The 13,187-nt window shown below is 64.2% G+C and carries 13 protein-coding genes; 5 read left to right on the top strand and 8 right to left on the bottom strand.

Features of this window, described 5'->3' with window-relative positions:
- Positions 1-51: 51 nt before the first annotated feature.
- Together BRA1253DRAFT_RS19355 and BRA1253DRAFT_RS19350 are read right to left on the bottom strand one after the other, a co-directional pair.
- Positions 52-546 carry a hypothetical protein gene (locus tag BRA1253DRAFT_RS19355; protein ID WP_007597073.1) on the bottom strand — a complete coding sequence of 165 codons (495 nt, stop codon included), beginning with the start codon at positions 544-546 and terminating at the stop codon, positions 52-54.
- A gap of 231 nt (positions 547-777) precedes the next feature.
- Positions 778-1,356: an alpha-ketoglutarate-dependent dioxygenase AlkB gene (locus BRA1253DRAFT_RS19350; protein WP_007597072.1), complete on the bottom strand. Its 579-nt coding sequence runs from the start codon at positions 1,354-1,356 to the stop codon at positions 778-780.
- Between the two features lie 70 nt (positions 1,357-1,426).
- Between BRA1253DRAFT_RS19350 and BRA1253DRAFT_RS44535 the strand changes: the two genes are divergently transcribed.
- Entirely contained in the window at positions 1,427-1,567 is a 141-nt protein-coding gene (locus tag BRA1253DRAFT_RS44535) for a hypothetical protein (RefSeq protein ID WP_007597071.1), read from the top strand.
- On the opposite strand, the gene BRA1253DRAFT_RS19345 is transcribed toward BRA1253DRAFT_RS44535, so the two are convergent.
- The 3 genes from BRA1253DRAFT_RS19345 to BRA1253DRAFT_RS19335 are packed head-to-tail and all read right to left on the bottom strand — an operon-like array spanning position 1,564 to position 5,361.
- On the bottom strand, positions 1,564-3,150 hold the full coding sequence (locus tag BRA1253DRAFT_RS19345; RefSeq protein ID WP_007597069.1) for an ATP-binding protein: 1,587 nt from the start codon (positions 3,148-3,150) through the stop codon (positions 1,564-1,566). The two genes, BRA1253DRAFT_RS44535 and BRA1253DRAFT_RS19345, sit on opposite strands and share 4 nt — an antisense overlap.
- Complete coding sequence (locus tag BRA1253DRAFT_RS19340) at positions 3,147-3,851, bottom strand: response regulator (protein ID WP_007597067.1); 705 nt, start codon at positions 3,849-3,851, stop codon at positions 3,147-3,149. Before BRA1253DRAFT_RS19340 ends, BRA1253DRAFT_RS19345 begins: the two co-directional genes overlap by 4 nt.
- 19 nt (positions 3,852-3,870) lie before the next feature.
- The gene (locus tag BRA1253DRAFT_RS19335; protein WP_007597065.1) at positions 3,871-5,361 is read right to left on the bottom strand and encodes a DUF4153 domain-containing protein; all 1,491 of its coding nucleotides are present in this window, start codon (positions 5,359-5,361) and stop codon (positions 3,871-3,873) included.
- Between the two features lie 182 nt (positions 5,362-5,543).
- On the opposite strand from BRA1253DRAFT_RS19335, the gene BRA1253DRAFT_RS19330 reads away from it, so the two are divergent.
- Positions 5,544-6,887: a glycoside hydrolase family 3 N-terminal domain-containing protein gene (locus BRA1253DRAFT_RS19330; RefSeq protein ID WP_007597063.1), complete on the top strand. Its 1,344-nt coding sequence runs from the start codon at positions 5,544-5,546 to the stop codon at positions 6,885-6,887.
- Here the strand turns inward: BRA1253DRAFT_RS19330 and BRA1253DRAFT_RS19325 are convergent.
- The 3 genes from BRA1253DRAFT_RS19325 to BRA1253DRAFT_RS19315 all read right to left on the bottom strand — a co-directional run bounded on the left by BRA1253DRAFT_RS19325 (position 6,884) and on the right by BRA1253DRAFT_RS19315 (position 10,775).
- On the bottom strand, positions 6,884-8,503 hold the full coding sequence (locus BRA1253DRAFT_RS19325; RefSeq protein ID WP_007597062.1) for an ABC transporter substrate-binding protein: 1,620 nt from the start codon (positions 8,501-8,503) through the stop codon (positions 6,884-6,886). The genes BRA1253DRAFT_RS19330 and BRA1253DRAFT_RS19325 overlap by 4 nt on opposite strands.
- Positions 8,504-8,598: 95 nt before the next feature.
- Positions 8,599-10,053 (bottom strand): dihydropyrimidinase, encoded by a 1,455-nt coding sequence (gene hydA / locus BRA1253DRAFT_RS19320; protein WP_007597060.1) that lies wholly within the window; start codon positions 10,051-10,053, stop codon positions 8,599-8,601.
- Positions 10,054-10,166: 113 nt separating this feature from the next.
- The gene (locus BRA1253DRAFT_RS19315) at positions 10,167-10,775 is read right to left on the bottom strand and encodes a TetR/AcrR family transcriptional regulator (RefSeq protein WP_007597053.1); all 609 of its coding nucleotides are present in this window, start codon (positions 10,773-10,775) and stop codon (positions 10,167-10,169) included.
- A gap of 101 nt (positions 10,776-10,876) precedes the next feature.
- Here BRA1253DRAFT_RS19315 and BRA1253DRAFT_RS19310 point away from each other — a divergent pair, with 101 nt between their 5' ends.
- The 3 genes from BRA1253DRAFT_RS19310 to BRA1253DRAFT_RS19300 all read left to right on the top strand — a co-directional run bounded on the left by BRA1253DRAFT_RS19310 (position 10,877) and on the right by BRA1253DRAFT_RS19300 (position 13,180).
- Positions 10,877-11,572 (top strand): PspA/IM30 family protein, encoded by a 696-nt coding sequence (locus BRA1253DRAFT_RS19310; RefSeq protein ID WP_007597052.1) that lies wholly within the window; start codon positions 10,877-10,879, stop codon positions 11,570-11,572.
- A 40-nt stretch (positions 11,573-11,612) separates the two neighbouring features.
- Complete coding sequence (locus BRA1253DRAFT_RS19305) at positions 11,613-11,888, top strand: YiaA/YiaB family inner membrane protein (protein ID WP_007597050.1); 276 nt, start codon at positions 11,613-11,615, stop codon at positions 11,886-11,888.
- Between the two features lie 227 nt (positions 11,889-12,115).
- A complete protein-coding gene (locus tag BRA1253DRAFT_RS19300; protein ID WP_007597048.1) occupies positions 12,116-13,180 on the top strand; it encodes an amidohydrolase family protein in 1,065 nt (354 codons plus the stop codon).
- Positions 13,181-13,187: the final 7 nt, after the last annotated feature.

Here is a 13,187-nt window from a genome sequence, read left to right as displayed (position 1 = left end):
AGGCGATTTCACGGCACCCATGGTTCTCTCGGCTCGTCCTCCGCGCGTGGTTCAATTCCCCGGCTGAAACGTGCACTCCGCCCCGCTGCCGTCCTTCCGGCGGATTGCGTTGGGGTCGATCGTGCAGCTCAGCTTGGTCAGGCTCTCGAAATTCGATCCCGCGGCGCCGTCGGACGGAATGCCGGCCAGTGCTTCGGTGGCGAAGATCTCGCTGGCCGTGGAGCCGTTCACCGTCCTGGTCTTCTTGCCGAAGGTGACCTCGCAGTTCCGCACGGTGATGTCGACATTGCCGGCGCGACAAACGATTCGATCGGCGGTCACCACGATCGGCTTCTTGTAGGGAATGTCGCTGTTGGCGGCGAACAGCATCGCCATCGCCTTCTTCTCGGCGCCGGACAGGACCGACGACAGCGGCGCGATCACCCCCGCGAGCGCCAGCGCCGTCGAGCCCGAGACTTTTGCGGGCGTCGCGTCGGAGGCATCGGCGACGCCGGAGGCGGTAGCGACAACGAGGGTGCAGGCGAGGATCAATCGACCGGGCTTCATCTTGGCTCCCTGGACCTGCAGTCGCGGCTTCCTCCCGCGCGGCGCGTGGAACCAGTTTAGCATGTAAACGCGAATTGGAAGGCAAGTTCGCCGGGCCTTGCGCCTTTGCGCGGTGCGGCTGTTTTGCCCCGAGGTGTCAAACGGTTATGCCGCGGGGCCGAGCCTCGCGCCGACACGGCCGTTCTACTGTGCATGGGGTTGTTTTCGCGTTTTTTTGTTTTGGCCCGCTCTTCAGGCCTGCTTCATCGTCCGGAAGGTGATGGAATAGCGGCGCGCCTCGACCGGCGGGATGCTGTGCTCCCATTGCGACCGCGCCTCCCCGTCCATCATGTAAAGCGAGCGCGGCAGAGCTTCGAGCGTGTGGCGCTCCCATTTGTCGCCGCCGCGGCGGCGGAAGCGGAATTTGCAGGACGAGCCGAGCGACAGGCCGAGGATTTTGTCGAAATGCGGCTTGTCGCGATGCCAGCCGATGCCGACGCCGGCGTCGTATTCGGTGCAGAGCACTTGCCGCACGCTGCCGGCGGCAAGCCCCGCCCATGCCTCGACCTGCCGTGCGGCGGGGACGACCCAGTCCGGGATCGGCTCGGCCTCGGCCAGCCGCTGCAATGTGTAGTCATAGCGATAGCCGAAGGACGCCACCCGGCGGTTGCCCTCGAAGGCGCCGAACTGGAAGCGCTGGAGCGGCAATGCTGCGATGCGGCCGATGAGCGCCTGCTCGGCGGCGGCCTCGACGAAGTCATCGGTGTAGCGAAGGCCGGCAGGCCCTGCTTGCGGATCGGCGAACAAACCAAGCTGCGTCCTTCCTCGCATTTCCGTGATGGAACCTAATGGTGGCTGATGCGACTTACATATGACGCGGAAAGTAACGTGCGAGGCTGTCATGGCAGAGAAGCATACCGCCGATCCGGCAGAGATCATGCGGGCGACCGGTCATCCTGAGCTGGAATACGCCGCCGGCTGGACCATCGCCGGTCTGGTCACGATCGGCACCATCGTCGCCGCCTGGGTGTTCGCGATCTAGCCCATTGGAAACTGGAGCTCGAATGCCGCGCCGTCCTCGGTCGGCTTGAGCCTGATCGAGCCGCCATGGCTCGCCATCACCGCGCGCGCGATCGCGAGCCCCATCCCGGTGCCGCCCTGGTCGCGGCGGGTGGTGAAGAACGCGTCGAAGATCCTGTCGCGGTTCGGCGACGAGATCGGCTCCCCGTCATTGCTCACAGTCAGAAGCAGGGTCGTGCGCTCGTCGATCGCCTCCAGCCTGATTGTCCCGGCGTTGTGCCGCATCGCATTGTCCGCGAGGTGCGACAGCACGATCAGCGCCTTCTCAGCCGACATGCCGATCATCAGGTCAAGGCTGCCGCTGGCCTCGATTGAGCTCGCTGGAAACCGGCTCCTGAGGTCGGCAATCACGGGCGCCAATTCGGTGCGTTCGTTTTGCGGCAGGCTTTCGGCACGCGCGAGTTCGCGCAGCCGCTGCGCCATCGCTTCCAGCCGCTTTGTGTCGGACAGGATATTGGCGATGAACGTCTCCTGCTCGGTGGGCGTCAGGCTTCCCGCTTTGCCCTGAACCGAATCCTGCAACAGCTCGGCGGCGCCCTTGATCGAGGTCAGCGGCGATTTCAGTTCGTGGGTGAGGTGGGCCGAGAAGGTCGCGATATAGTCCGAGCGCCTTGCGAGCTGCTCGGCCATGCCGAGAAAGCTGTGCGAGAGTTGCGCGAACTCGCGTGTGCCGTAATGTCGGAGCGGCCTGAACGCCTCGCGGTCGCCGCGGCCTATTCTGGTGGCGCGATCGATCAGCTCGCGCATCGGCAGCGTGATGGTGCGCGAGAATACGAGGCCGATCGCGATGGTGCCGAGAATCACGGCAAGCCCCGCCAGCACGAACTTGGCCCGCTCCTGGTAGAGATGGTCGAAGATGTTGCTTGGGGTCCGCGTCGTGTAGATCACCCCCGCGACGCGGTTGTTGACGATGACAGGCATCGCCGAAAACACGTGGACGCCGAGGCCGCGGCTGAAGGAATAGATCGACGGCGGCGGCTTGTCCGGCACGCGGTTGCGCAAGGTGGCGCGGTATTGGCCGTGCAGCGCGTCGGCGACCTCCTCGATATGGGCGAGCGATTGCCCGACCTCCTGCCGCCCGGCGATCACCACGCCTTGGGGATCGAGGATGCGAAAGCCTGCCAGCGTCACCTTCTGGGTCTCGCGGATGATCGGCGTCAGCTTCGCGCCGATCTCGACATAGGCGGGTTGCGCCGGCTGGGCCGCCGCCAGCGCCTCGGGTCGCCGCCGCAGCAAGTCATTGGCGGTGAGGTCGAGCGCGGGGCGGATCGGGGTGACCTGGTCGCCGGGGTCAGGCAGCACGTTCGGCGGCACCTCGGCGCCGAGCGTGAGGCCACTGTCGAGCCTTGCCGTGACCTCCTGCGCATAGATCGTCGCGAGCACGCGGCTCTGCGCGATCAGCTCGGCCTGGGTCTGGCGGATGAGCTGGTTGTCGTAGAGACGGAAGAAGAACAGGCCGACCAGCGGCAGCACGCCGACGGTCGCCAGCACCGTGAAGATCACCAGGGTAAGCGACGGCCGCCATTTGTCGGGCGCCGCGCTCATGCGTCCTTCTCGCAGCGGCCGAGCTTGAAGCCGACGCCGTGAATGGTCTCGATGACGTTGTCACAGGCCAGCGCCGCGAGCTTGGCGCGGATGTTGCGGATGTGGCTGTCGATGGTGCGGTCGGAGACCTGGATGTTGAGCTGATAGGCGGCCCGCATCAGCTGCTCGCGGTTGAACACTGAGGTCGGCCGAGTCAGGAACGCGCGCAAAATGCCGAACTCGATCGCGGTCAGCTTCAGCGGCGTGCTGGCGAAGGACGCGACATGCTGCTCGGGATCGACCAGAAGGCCGCCTTGCGCGAGGGCCGACGGCCCCGCCTTGGCCTCGCCATTGCGCGGGCCGAGACGGCGCAGGATGACGTTGACCCTCGCCACCAGCTCGCGCGGGCTGAACGGTTTCGTCACGTAGTCGTCGCCGCCGATCTCGAGGCCGAGGATGCGGTCGATCTCCTCGTCGCGGGCCGACAGAAACAGGATCGGCACGTCGGAGGCTTTGCGCACCTCGCGGCAGACGTCGAGGCCGTCGAACTCGGGCATGCCGATGTCGAGTACGATCAGGTCGGGCTTGTCGGCGGCAAAGCGGCTCAGCGCCTCCTTGCCGTCGCGCGCCTCGATCACGTCCATGCCGGCTTTCTTCAAGGCAACGCGGATGACCTCGCGGATGTGACCCTCGTCGTCGACGATGAGAATGCGGTGCGCCAAGAATCTCTCCGCTGCCTCGTTAGCCCGTCGGCCGAGCTTTCGCCAGCGCGTCCAGCCTGCGCTGGAGTCGCCAATTCCGGAAGCCCCAGCTCCGCCAGGCCAGATCCTGAAGCTGGACTTCTACAAGCCGATCGCGCCGCGACACAAGGCAGTTGTCGTCCGACCGATGAGCGATGACCTTGTCGAGGGCAGGCAGCGCCTGCGGTCCAAGTGTGAAGAGGTAGTTGGCATCGATGTTCAAGCCCTTACCCGACATTTCGTTGCTGTGGCTCAGATTATAGTCGGCGATGAACGCATCGAAGTTCACCAGCGAGCAGCCATACAGCGTGATCGTTAACGCGATCAGATTGGCGCCGACGAGCCATTGGTTTGACCTGTCGAGCACGATGCGGGCGACGATCAGGATCAGTCCGAGCGCCACCAGCCCCATCCAGATGAAGGCCGCGATGCGCCAATAGGTCAGCATGTAGATGTCGACGTACAGATCGAGGCGAAGGATGGAGGAGGCGACGAGAAGAACGTTCTGCCCCACCCAGAGATAAACCAGCGGCCGCATGATCTTCGATTTCTCCGCCGGCCCGCCCGGACGCATCGCGACCAGCACAAAGGCGGCGGCAAGCAGCGCGGTGGCGATCAGCGGGTAGGCGCCGCGATGGGCGTAGGCCGCATAAGTCATGTTGGCCGGCAGCGCGACATGGCCCCAGAGGTAGATGCCGTCGAGAATGGACTGTGCCGCGAACAGCAGATTGAACAGGATCAGCGAGCGCAGGATGGTGGAGGGGCCCAGGAACTCAGCCGAGACTTGGGACGGCAGTGGCGGCGGCACGGGGCCATCGACGATCGTCGTTGTGGCAATCGTCTTGCGCCGCCAGCGCACATGGATGGACGGCCAGACCAGCGCCAGCATCATGGTCCAGAACAGCACGCGCGGGATGCTGACATAGTCGAGGATGAGCTTTGGATTGAGCAGAGACACCCACTGCTCGATCACCGGATTGGCGGCCGCGAACAGCGCGACGAAGACGGTGCTCAGCACAGCAGGCATCAGCCAGAGTGCGATGCCGCGGGTGAACCCCGACATGCTGAAGATATGCAGCGCGTCGAGGAAGAACCTGAAGGGCCCGAGCAGGAAGAGGTTGCGCAGCGCGCGGGCACGTTCAGGGAGCCCGGTCGTTTCCGGATTGGTCGCGAGCAGGAGCGCAATCATTAGTGACGCGAGCAGGATCAGGAAGGACAGCGTGTTGACCTCCTCGATGGCCGGGACGAGGCCGGCGACGAGAATACTCCCGCCGATCGTGGCGCGCCGCAAATCCAGGGTCGTATGATTGAAGAGCGCCGATACCAAAGCCGTCGCGATCGCAAAGAGCGTCAGCGATAGCCCGATCCGCTGGCCGTAGAACAGCCAGTCGGCGAGCGCGGCGAGAACCAGCGCGAGGCCGACTTTGGGCGGAATCGAGGAAGGCCTGATCGGCTGGAGGTCCGAGGTGATCGTCGTAGCCAGGCTCGTCATGTCCGGAAGACCTTTCGTGATGGGCGGCATCACGAAGTTTGAACGTCGTTTGTGCAGAAGGCGGGATCGTCGTCTGCACGATTTCAGGAGTCTTTTGCAGATTATGTGCAGGCGCCCTTTTGGTCCTTACGCGGCGCGAATCACTTTGATAGGTGCGTTCATCACCTTGGGCGTGACGCATCATGCAATTCCTCAATCGCATCGGTCTCATCCTGCTCTGGTTGGCCGCGCCTCTCGTCGCATTTGCGGCCGCGAACAAGAACGATCCTTATCTGCTCGTGCTGCGGGGCGCCGGAAACATCGCGCTTGTCCTCACAAGCATCGTGATTGTGCTCATCCTGCTGCGTAGCGGGCGTTGGCGCACGATCGCCGGCCGGCTCCTTGTCATAGTCTGGTGCGTACCGCCGCTCCTGATGTCGGCGGCGCACCTGAAATTCGAACTGCGCAAGTACGATGTTCTTGCCGTCAGTGCGGCCGAGGCGCGTCAGCTCGGACCTCACTTCATGGTCGGTTATTCCTCCTTCCCGGAGATCGCGCGCCTTGCCGAGCAAGGATTGATCGGCGGCATCTACGTCACCCGGCACAACATCCGGGGGCGGACCGTGGAGGCGCTGCGTGCCGAGATCGCGGCGCTCCAGGACAAGCGGCGAGCCGCCGGCCTGCCGGCGCTGGTCGTCGCCGCGGACCAGGAGGGCGGCATCGTCGGGCATCTTGCGCCGCCGTTGACGAAGCTGCCGGCGCTGGCGACGCTTGCCGGGCTTGCCCCCGATGACCAGCAGGCCAAAGCGGCAGGGTTCGGCCGCATCCACGGACGTGAACTCGCCGGGCTCGGCGTCAACCTCAATCTTGCACCAGTGCTCGATCTCAAACCGCCGGTCCGGCGCAATCGCCTCGACTTTCACACACTCATCGGTCAGCGCGCGATTGCGACCGATCCGGCCGTCGTCGGCGCGATCGCGAGCGCTTATGTGCGTGGGCTGGAAGAATCCGGCGTCGGTGCCACGCTCAAGCATTTTCCCGGCATCGGCCGCGTTCGCACCGACACGCATCATTTCAGCGCCAATCTCGACACGCCGGTGAAGGAGTTGGAAGCAACCGACTGGCTTCCGTTCCGCGAGGTGCTGTCGCATTCGCGCAGCGCGCTCATGGTCGGGCACGTCACGCTCACGGCCGTCGATCCCGACCGAGCTGCCTCGCATTCGAAGCGCGTCGTCGAGGGGATCATTCGCGACAAATGGGGCTACCAGGGCGTCGTCATGACCGACGATTTCGTGATGGGGGCGATCTACCAGAACGACGTCTGCCGGGCCGTTGTCGAGGCCATCAACGCGGGCGTCGATCTGCTGCTGGTCGCCTATGACGGCGCGCAATTCTACCGGATTTTCGCTTGCGCCCTGGATGGATCGCGGCAGGGCAAGCTCGATACGGCGATGCTGCGCGCGAGCCACGCGCGGCTCGCGCGGGGTTTCCCGTCCGAGCAGGCGCGAGCCGCCTCACGCCCCGTGAGCGTCGCCCGCCAAAACTAGCCCTTCGCGAACTGACGGTAGTCCGGCTCGCGATGAAACCAGAACTCGTAACCGGTGATGGCCTTCTGCATGGCGACATCGTGGATCGGCTGGTTGAGCGGAATGACGGGAACATCGCGCATGCAGAGCGCGATGAAATCCTTCACAGCCTTTTCGTACTCGGCAGCATCCGTGGTGAACCGTGCCTTGTCGATCAGCGCGTCCATTTCCTTGTTCTGGTAGGAGGAGATGTTGAAGATCGAATTGTTGCCGTGGAAATTCCAGTAGAAGTAGTATTCGGGATAATCGAGCCAGCCGCTGAAGCGGTTGAGCGCCAGAGGCAGCTCTTTCTTGTTCAGCGTCGTGCGCCAGTTCGCGCCGGGGATCTTCTCGATCGCCGCCTTGATGCCGATCTTGGCGAGACTTTCCTGGATCAGGATCGCGGTCGGCTCGCCGACCGTGGCGGTGCCGGTGTCGAGCGACAACGTTGTCTCCAAGCCGCTTTCGAATCCCGCCTCCTTCATCAACGCTTTGGCCTTGTCGAGATCGGTGACGTAGGGAAACGCCTGCGGCCAGACCGGCTTTGAGACGTCTGCTGCTCCGCCATACATGGGAACGGCACGCCCGAAGAACGCGCTGTTCTGGATCTGCTCATACGGCATCGCCCAGGCGACGGCTTGGCGCAGCTTCACATTGTCGAACGGCGGCTTTGCCGTGTTGAGCGCGACGGACCAGAGCGCGTTCGGGATCGGCACGCCCGAAACCTTGACCTTACCCTCCTTGATGATCTGCTCGAAGTCACGCGGTGCAAAGCCGCTGGAAATGTCCGCATCACCCCGCTCCAGCATGGCGCGGCGGGTGCCGGCGGAAGGGACGTCGCGCGCGATCACGCGCCGGAGCTTCGGGAGAGGTCCGCTCTTCCAATCGTCGAAGCGCGCCAGCACGGTCTCGCTGCCCGGTTTCCAGCTTTCGATCCTGTAAGCGCCGCCGCCGGCCTCGTTGTTCCTGAGCCACGCCAGTGCCCACGGGTCTTCCGCCGTCGCGTTCTTTTTCGCAAGCTCCGAGTTGATGATGAAGGGCACGACCACCGCGACGTTGAACAGCAGCATCTTGTCCTTGCGCACATAGTCGATGCGGAAGGTGTGATCGTCGACCACGACAAACTGCTCGGGTTTTTCCAGCGATCCCGCCGACATCTGGAAGGTCGGAAAGCCGCCGACCTTCACCGCGCGGTCGAACGACCATTTGACGTCTTTCGCGGTGACCGCCGTGCCGTCGTGGAATTTCGCGTCCTTTCGCAATTTGAAAGTGCAGGACATGCCGTCGGCCGCAACCTCGAAGCTCTCGGCGAGTTCAGGCGCGAGCGTTTCGCGGTCATAGGACAGCGTGCCGTCGGGGAGCGTCTTGGAGGCGTAGCTCAGCAGGCGATCGTAGCAATTCCAGGACAGCCCGTTCACGGTTTGGTTGGAGCCGACGCCCTGCATGTCGAGCGAGTTCGGCCCGAGTTCCTGCACCACCAGCAGCGTCTCGCTGCGCCCTTGCGCCGTGGCAAAGCGCGGAGCGAGGGCGGTCATTCCGGCGAGGCCGAGGCCGCCGAGCACGCCGCGACGGTTTAGTTCGAATGATGATGCGCTCATGGGTGCCCCACTCTTGAGAAATTTGCACCATAAAGAGGCAAGGCGCATGCCATCGGCCGCGCTTCACGGCGTCGCATCCCGTGCGGATCTCAGTCCTACGGCGTCACCGCTCCGCGGCGCACGGCGCGCGGGGCGGTCAGCTCTTTCCAAGTGGAATTGGCGACATGCACCGGCGAGAACGCCGGGCGCTCGACATAATGGCCGTCACCGGCCTCGGCGCGCAGATCGCCATCCTTCCAGACGATTCGGCCGCGCGACAGCGTCGCCGCCGGTCCGCCGGTGCAGGAAAAGCCCTCGAACACGTTGTAGTCGATCCGGCTCATCTGCCGCTTCGCGCTGATGGTCCTGCTCGCCTTGGGGTCCCAAACCACGACATCCGCGTCCGATCCGACGGCGACCGCGCCTTTGCGCGGATAGATGTTGAGGATGCGGGCGATGTTCGCCGAGGTCACCGCGACGAACTCTTCCTTGGTCAGCCGTCCTGTTGCAACGCCCGCTGTCCACAGCAGCGCAAGACGATCTTCGAGGCCGCCGGTGCCGTTCGGGATCTTTCTGAAATCGCCGAGCCCGAATCGTTTCTGCTCGGTAGTGAAGGCGCAGTGGTCGGTCGCGACCACTTGCAGCGAGCCGGCTTGGAGACCGGCCCAAAGACTATCCTGATGCGACCTGTCGCGGAACGGCGGCGACATCACGCGCTGCGCGGAATGATCCCAATCCTTGTTCTGATATTCACCGGCGTCCAGCAGCAAGTGCTGGATCAGCGGCTCGCCATAGACGCGCTTGCCAGCTGCGCGTGCCCGCGCGATCGCCTCATGCGCTTCGCGGCAGCTCGTGTGTACGATGTAGACTGGCGTCCCCGTCATGTCGGCGATCATGATGGCGCGGTTGGTGGCTTCGCCCTCGACCTCCGGTGGCCGTGAATACGCGTGTCCCTCTGGCCCGGTGACACCGCGCGCGATCAGCGCCTCCTGCATCAGGGCGACGACGTCGCCGTTCTCCGCATGCACGACGGGCATGGCGCCGAGATGGGCGCAGCGGGCGAACGAGTTGTAGAGCTCGTCGTCGTTCACCATCAGCGCGCCCTTGTAGGCCATGAAGTGCTTGAAGGTGTTGATGCCGTAGGTTTTGACCACGGTCTCCATCTCGTCATGGATCTGCTTCGACCAGGATGTTACGGCCATGTGGAAGCCGTAGTCGGAGGCCGCCTTCTCGGATTTGTGCCGCCACTCCTGATAGGCCGCGAGCATCGACTGGCCGGGATCGGGCAGACAGAAATCCACCACCATGGTGGTGCCACCGGCCAGCGCCGCCTTAGTCCCTGATTCGAAATCGTCCGCGGTGACAGTGCCCATGAACGGCATTTCGAGATGGGTGTGCGGATCGATGCCGCCCGGGATGACGTAGGCGCCGCCGGCATCGATGATCTCGCTGCCGGTGGGCGCGTCGAGCGATTGCCCGACCGCGACGACGGTCGCGCCGTCGATTAGCACGTCCGCGCGGCGCGAATGATCATGATTGACGACGGTGCCGCCGCGGATGAGGAGGGGCATTGGATGCTCCGGAGAGGGAAGTGGACCTCGCGAAGCTAAGCGCGCTGCATGGGATGTGACAGGTGAAATTTTAGCCAGTCGCCGCCGACAGTTGAGCTGTGCGCTCTCAGCCTCTACGCCGCCCGCGCGATCAGCCCGTCGATCATCGCGCGCACCAAGCCCGCGATTTCCGCCCGAAGCGCCGGTAGCGGTACCGCGACCAGCTTCTGCTCCAGCCCCAGCGCCACCATGCCATGCACCGCCGAGAACAGGCTGCGCGCAGTGATGCCGAGCTCCTCCCGACCGCGTTTTGGAAACAGCGCGGCCAGCGGCTCGTGGACGTGGCGGAACAGCTGCATCTGGTCGTCGATGGACCAATCAGGAAGGGGCTTGTCGGCGTCCATGCGGTGCTCGAACAGAGCGCGCCACAGTTCGAGATTTTCCGCGGCGAAATCGCAATAGGCGAGGGCGATGCGGACCAGCCTCCCCTGCGGCGACGGCTCGCCCGCGCTTTCCGCCGTGCTCAGGGCCTGGTCGAGCCGAAGCAAAGTGCGCGAGCCCACGCGCAGGATCAGCTCGTCCACATCGGCGACGAGATTGTAGACCGCGCCGTTGGCGCAGCCGATCTCGCGGGCGAGATCGCGGGTTTTCAGGCCCGCCAATCCCTTCTCGGCGATCATTCGTTCCGCCGCCAAGATCAGATCGGATCGAAGTTTCTCTCTGCGTTCCAATGCCTTAGCCATTTGCAATCAAATTTCTGAGCGCTGCTCAAACATTTCTTGAACGAAGTTCAAGTTTCTTGCTACAAACAAACGTGAGCAGCGCTCATAACAGGGAGCCAACAATGTTCAAGACCGTAGTGACACTTTTCCGCGGCAGCGTGGCCGCCGCCGGCGAGGAGCTGGAAGACCGGACGGCCCTTCTGATCCTCGATCAACAGATGCGCGACGCGGCAGCCGCCCTCGAGCGTGGCAAACGGACCTTGGCGCTGGCGATCGCGCAGGACCAGCAAGAAGGTCGCAAGCTCGAGGCGACCGTCGCCCGCATCGCCGATCTCGAGACGCGCGCGGTTGCGGCGCTCGACGGCGGCCGCGAGGATCTCGCCAACGATGCCGCCGAAGTCATCGCAGGCCTGGAGGCCGATCGCGATGCAGCGCTGACGGCACGCGCCTTGTTCGCAACCGAGATTGCGCGGCTGAAGCGGCACGTCGCAAGCGCGCAAGCCCGCATCACCGAGCTCGACCGCGGCCGCCGCGTCGCCCGTGCCTCGGAAGCGGTGCGCTCGCTTCGCCGCAGCGGCATCGAGGCGGCACGCCCCTACGAATCCACGCTGCCGGAGGCGGAGAGCACTTTGAGGCGTCTTCGTGAGCGGCAGATGGAAGCCCAGGCCGCTGACGACGCGCTGGTCGAGCTCGACGCGGCCACCGGCCCGCGCGCCACCGCCGAAAAACTCGCCGAGCAGGGTTTTGGCCCCCGGCTCAAGACGACCGCAGACGACGTGCTGGCGCGGTTGAAGTCCAAGCGCACGCCGACTGTCTGATCCCAATCCCCATCATCATTCGAACCAACAGGAGACCATCATGAACCAGAATGGCCAGCCCCACAGCGGCGCCTGGGTGACCTTCACTTACGTGTCCTTTGCAGCCTCCGCCTTCCTCGTCGCCATCGGCATCTTCTTCCTGCCGATCGATTTCTGGATGAAGGGCTATCTCACCATGGGGGTTGTGATGCTGATCCAGACCTGCGTCACCCTGACCAAGACCATCCGCGACAATCACGAAAGCAGCCGGATGGTGAACCGCATCGAGGATGCCAAGGCGGAACGTCTGCTGATGGAAGTCTCCAAGGCCGCTTGACGGGCATAGACAATCCGCAAGGAAGCAGCGGAGCAATGCGCTCCGCGGCTTCGGCGCCGGAACGCAGTTCGCGACACCTCATATCGCGCCTGCGAAATGCAACAGAGCCATGACGATCGCGCGGGCGTGCGCTCTTGCGCAACCGCACGGGCAGGGGCAGTCTTCACAGGCGGCGCACAAGAACGCCGCCAATAAGATGTGCTTACAAGATCTCGGCGAGGAACCTCATGGCAGCGACGCGGATCGACTGCGACATCCACCCGGCGGTTGGTGGCACGCGCACGACGCTACTGCCCTATCTCAGCGATCACTGGAAAGAGCAGGTCGTGAGCCGCGCCATCGACGGGCTCGATCTCACCTCCTATCCGCCCAGCATGCCGCTAAGCGGCCGCGCCGACTGGCGTCCGGCGAACGGCACAAAGCCCGGTTCCGATCTCGCGATGGTGCAGAAGGGCGCGTTCGAGCAGTTGGGTGCCAGTCACGCGATCATCAACGTGCTCTATGGCGCGCAGGCCGTGTTCGACCCCTACATGGCGGCCGACTTCTGCAAGGCGATCAACGACTGGATCGCCACTGAGTGGCTGTCGCGCGATCCGCGCTTGCGTGCCTCGATCGTGGTGCCGATGCAGGACCCGGATCTGGCGGTCGAGGAGATCGAGCGCCGCGCCGGCGATCACCGCTTCGTCTCTATCCTCGTGCTGGCGCAGGGCGAGACGCTCTTGGGACGGCGGCATTTCTGGCCGGTCTATCGGCTCGCGGAAAAGTACAAGCTGCCGCTCGCGATCCACGCCGGCACGCAATATCGGCAGGCGCCGAGCTCGGCCGGATGGCCGTCGCACCGCTACGAATATTACTTCGTCGAGGCACAGGCATTTCAGGCGCAGATCTTGAGCCTGATCTATGAGGGCGTGTTCGGCAAGTTTCCGAATCTCAAAGTCGTGCTGATGGAATCCGGCGTGAGCTGGCTGCCGGCCTTCATGTGGCGAGCCAACAAGACCTGGCGCGGGGTGCGCGTCGAGGTGCCCTGGGTCGAGCGCGAGCCGGCTGCGATTATTCGCGACAATTTTCGCGTCACCATGCAGCCGTTCGATGCGCCGGGTGACGTCAGAAGCGTTGAGGAGATCATCGACCAGATCGGTTCTGAGAAGATGTTCCTGTTCGCGTCCGACTATCCGCATTGGCAGTTCGACGGCGACGATCCGATCCCGCCGAACCTGCCGAACAGCATCATCTCGAAGATGTGCGTGGACAACCCGCTGGAGACGTTTCCGCGGCTGTCGCTCGCTAACTGACCTTGGA

It is taken from the genome of Bradyrhizobium sp. WSM1253, assembly GCF_000244935.1.
GTDB lineage: Bacteria > Pseudomonadota > Alphaproteobacteria > Rhizobiales > Xanthobacteraceae > Bradyrhizobium > Bradyrhizobium canariense.
Note: the sequence above shows the minus strand (reverse complement) of the source record. Positions and strands in the feature narration are given on the sequence as shown.

What these genes read in the sequence shown, in the direction of transcription:
- BRA1253DRAFT_RS19355 (WP_007597073.1), bottom strand. Translation starts at nt 546, where the DNA reads ATGAAGCCCGGTCGATTGATCCTCGCCTGCACCCTCGTTGTCGCTACC.
- BRA1253DRAFT_RS19350 (WP_007597072.1), bottom strand. Translation starts at nt 1,356, where the DNA reads ATGCGAGGAAGGACGCAGCTTGGTTTGTTCGCCGATCCGCAAGCAGGG.
- BRA1253DRAFT_RS44535 (WP_007597071.1), top strand. Translation starts at nt 1,427, where the DNA reads ATGGCAGAGAAGCATACCGCCGATCCGGCAGAGATCATGCGGGCGACC.
- BRA1253DRAFT_RS19345 (WP_007597069.1), bottom strand. Translation starts at nt 3,150, where the DNA reads ATGAGCGCGGCGCCCGACAAATGGCGGCCGTCGCTTACCCTGGTGATC.
- BRA1253DRAFT_RS19335 (WP_007597065.1), bottom strand. Translation starts at nt 5,361, where the DNA reads ATGACGAGCCTGGCTACGACGATCACCTCGGACCTCCAGCCGATCAGG.
- BRA1253DRAFT_RS19330 (WP_007597063.1), top strand. Translation starts at nt 5,544, where the DNA reads ATGCAATTCCTCAATCGCATCGGTCTCATCCTGCTCTGGTTGGCCGCG.
- BRA1253DRAFT_RS19325 (WP_007597062.1), bottom strand. Translation starts at nt 8,503, where the DNA reads ATGAGCGCATCATCATTCGAACTAAACCGTCGCGGCGTGCTCGGCGGC.
- hydA (WP_007597060.1), bottom strand. Translation starts at nt 10,053, where the DNA reads ATGCCCCTCCTCATCCGCGGCGGCACCGTCGTCAATCATGATCATTCG.
- BRA1253DRAFT_RS19315 (WP_007597053.1), bottom strand. Translation starts at nt 10,775, where the DNA reads ATGGCTAAGGCATTGGAACGCAGAGAGAAACTTCGATCCGATCTGATC.
- BRA1253DRAFT_RS19310 (WP_007597052.1), top strand. Translation starts at nt 10,877, where the DNA reads ATGTTCAAGACCGTAGTGACACTTTTCCGCGGCAGCGTGGCCGCCGCC.
- BRA1253DRAFT_RS19305 (WP_007597050.1), top strand. Translation starts at nt 11,613, where the DNA reads ATGAACCAGAATGGCCAGCCCCACAGCGGCGCCTGGGTGACCTTCACT.
- BRA1253DRAFT_RS19300 (WP_007597048.1), top strand. Translation starts at nt 12,116, where the DNA reads ATGGCAGCGACGCGGATCGACTGCGACATCCACCCGGCGGTTGGTGGC.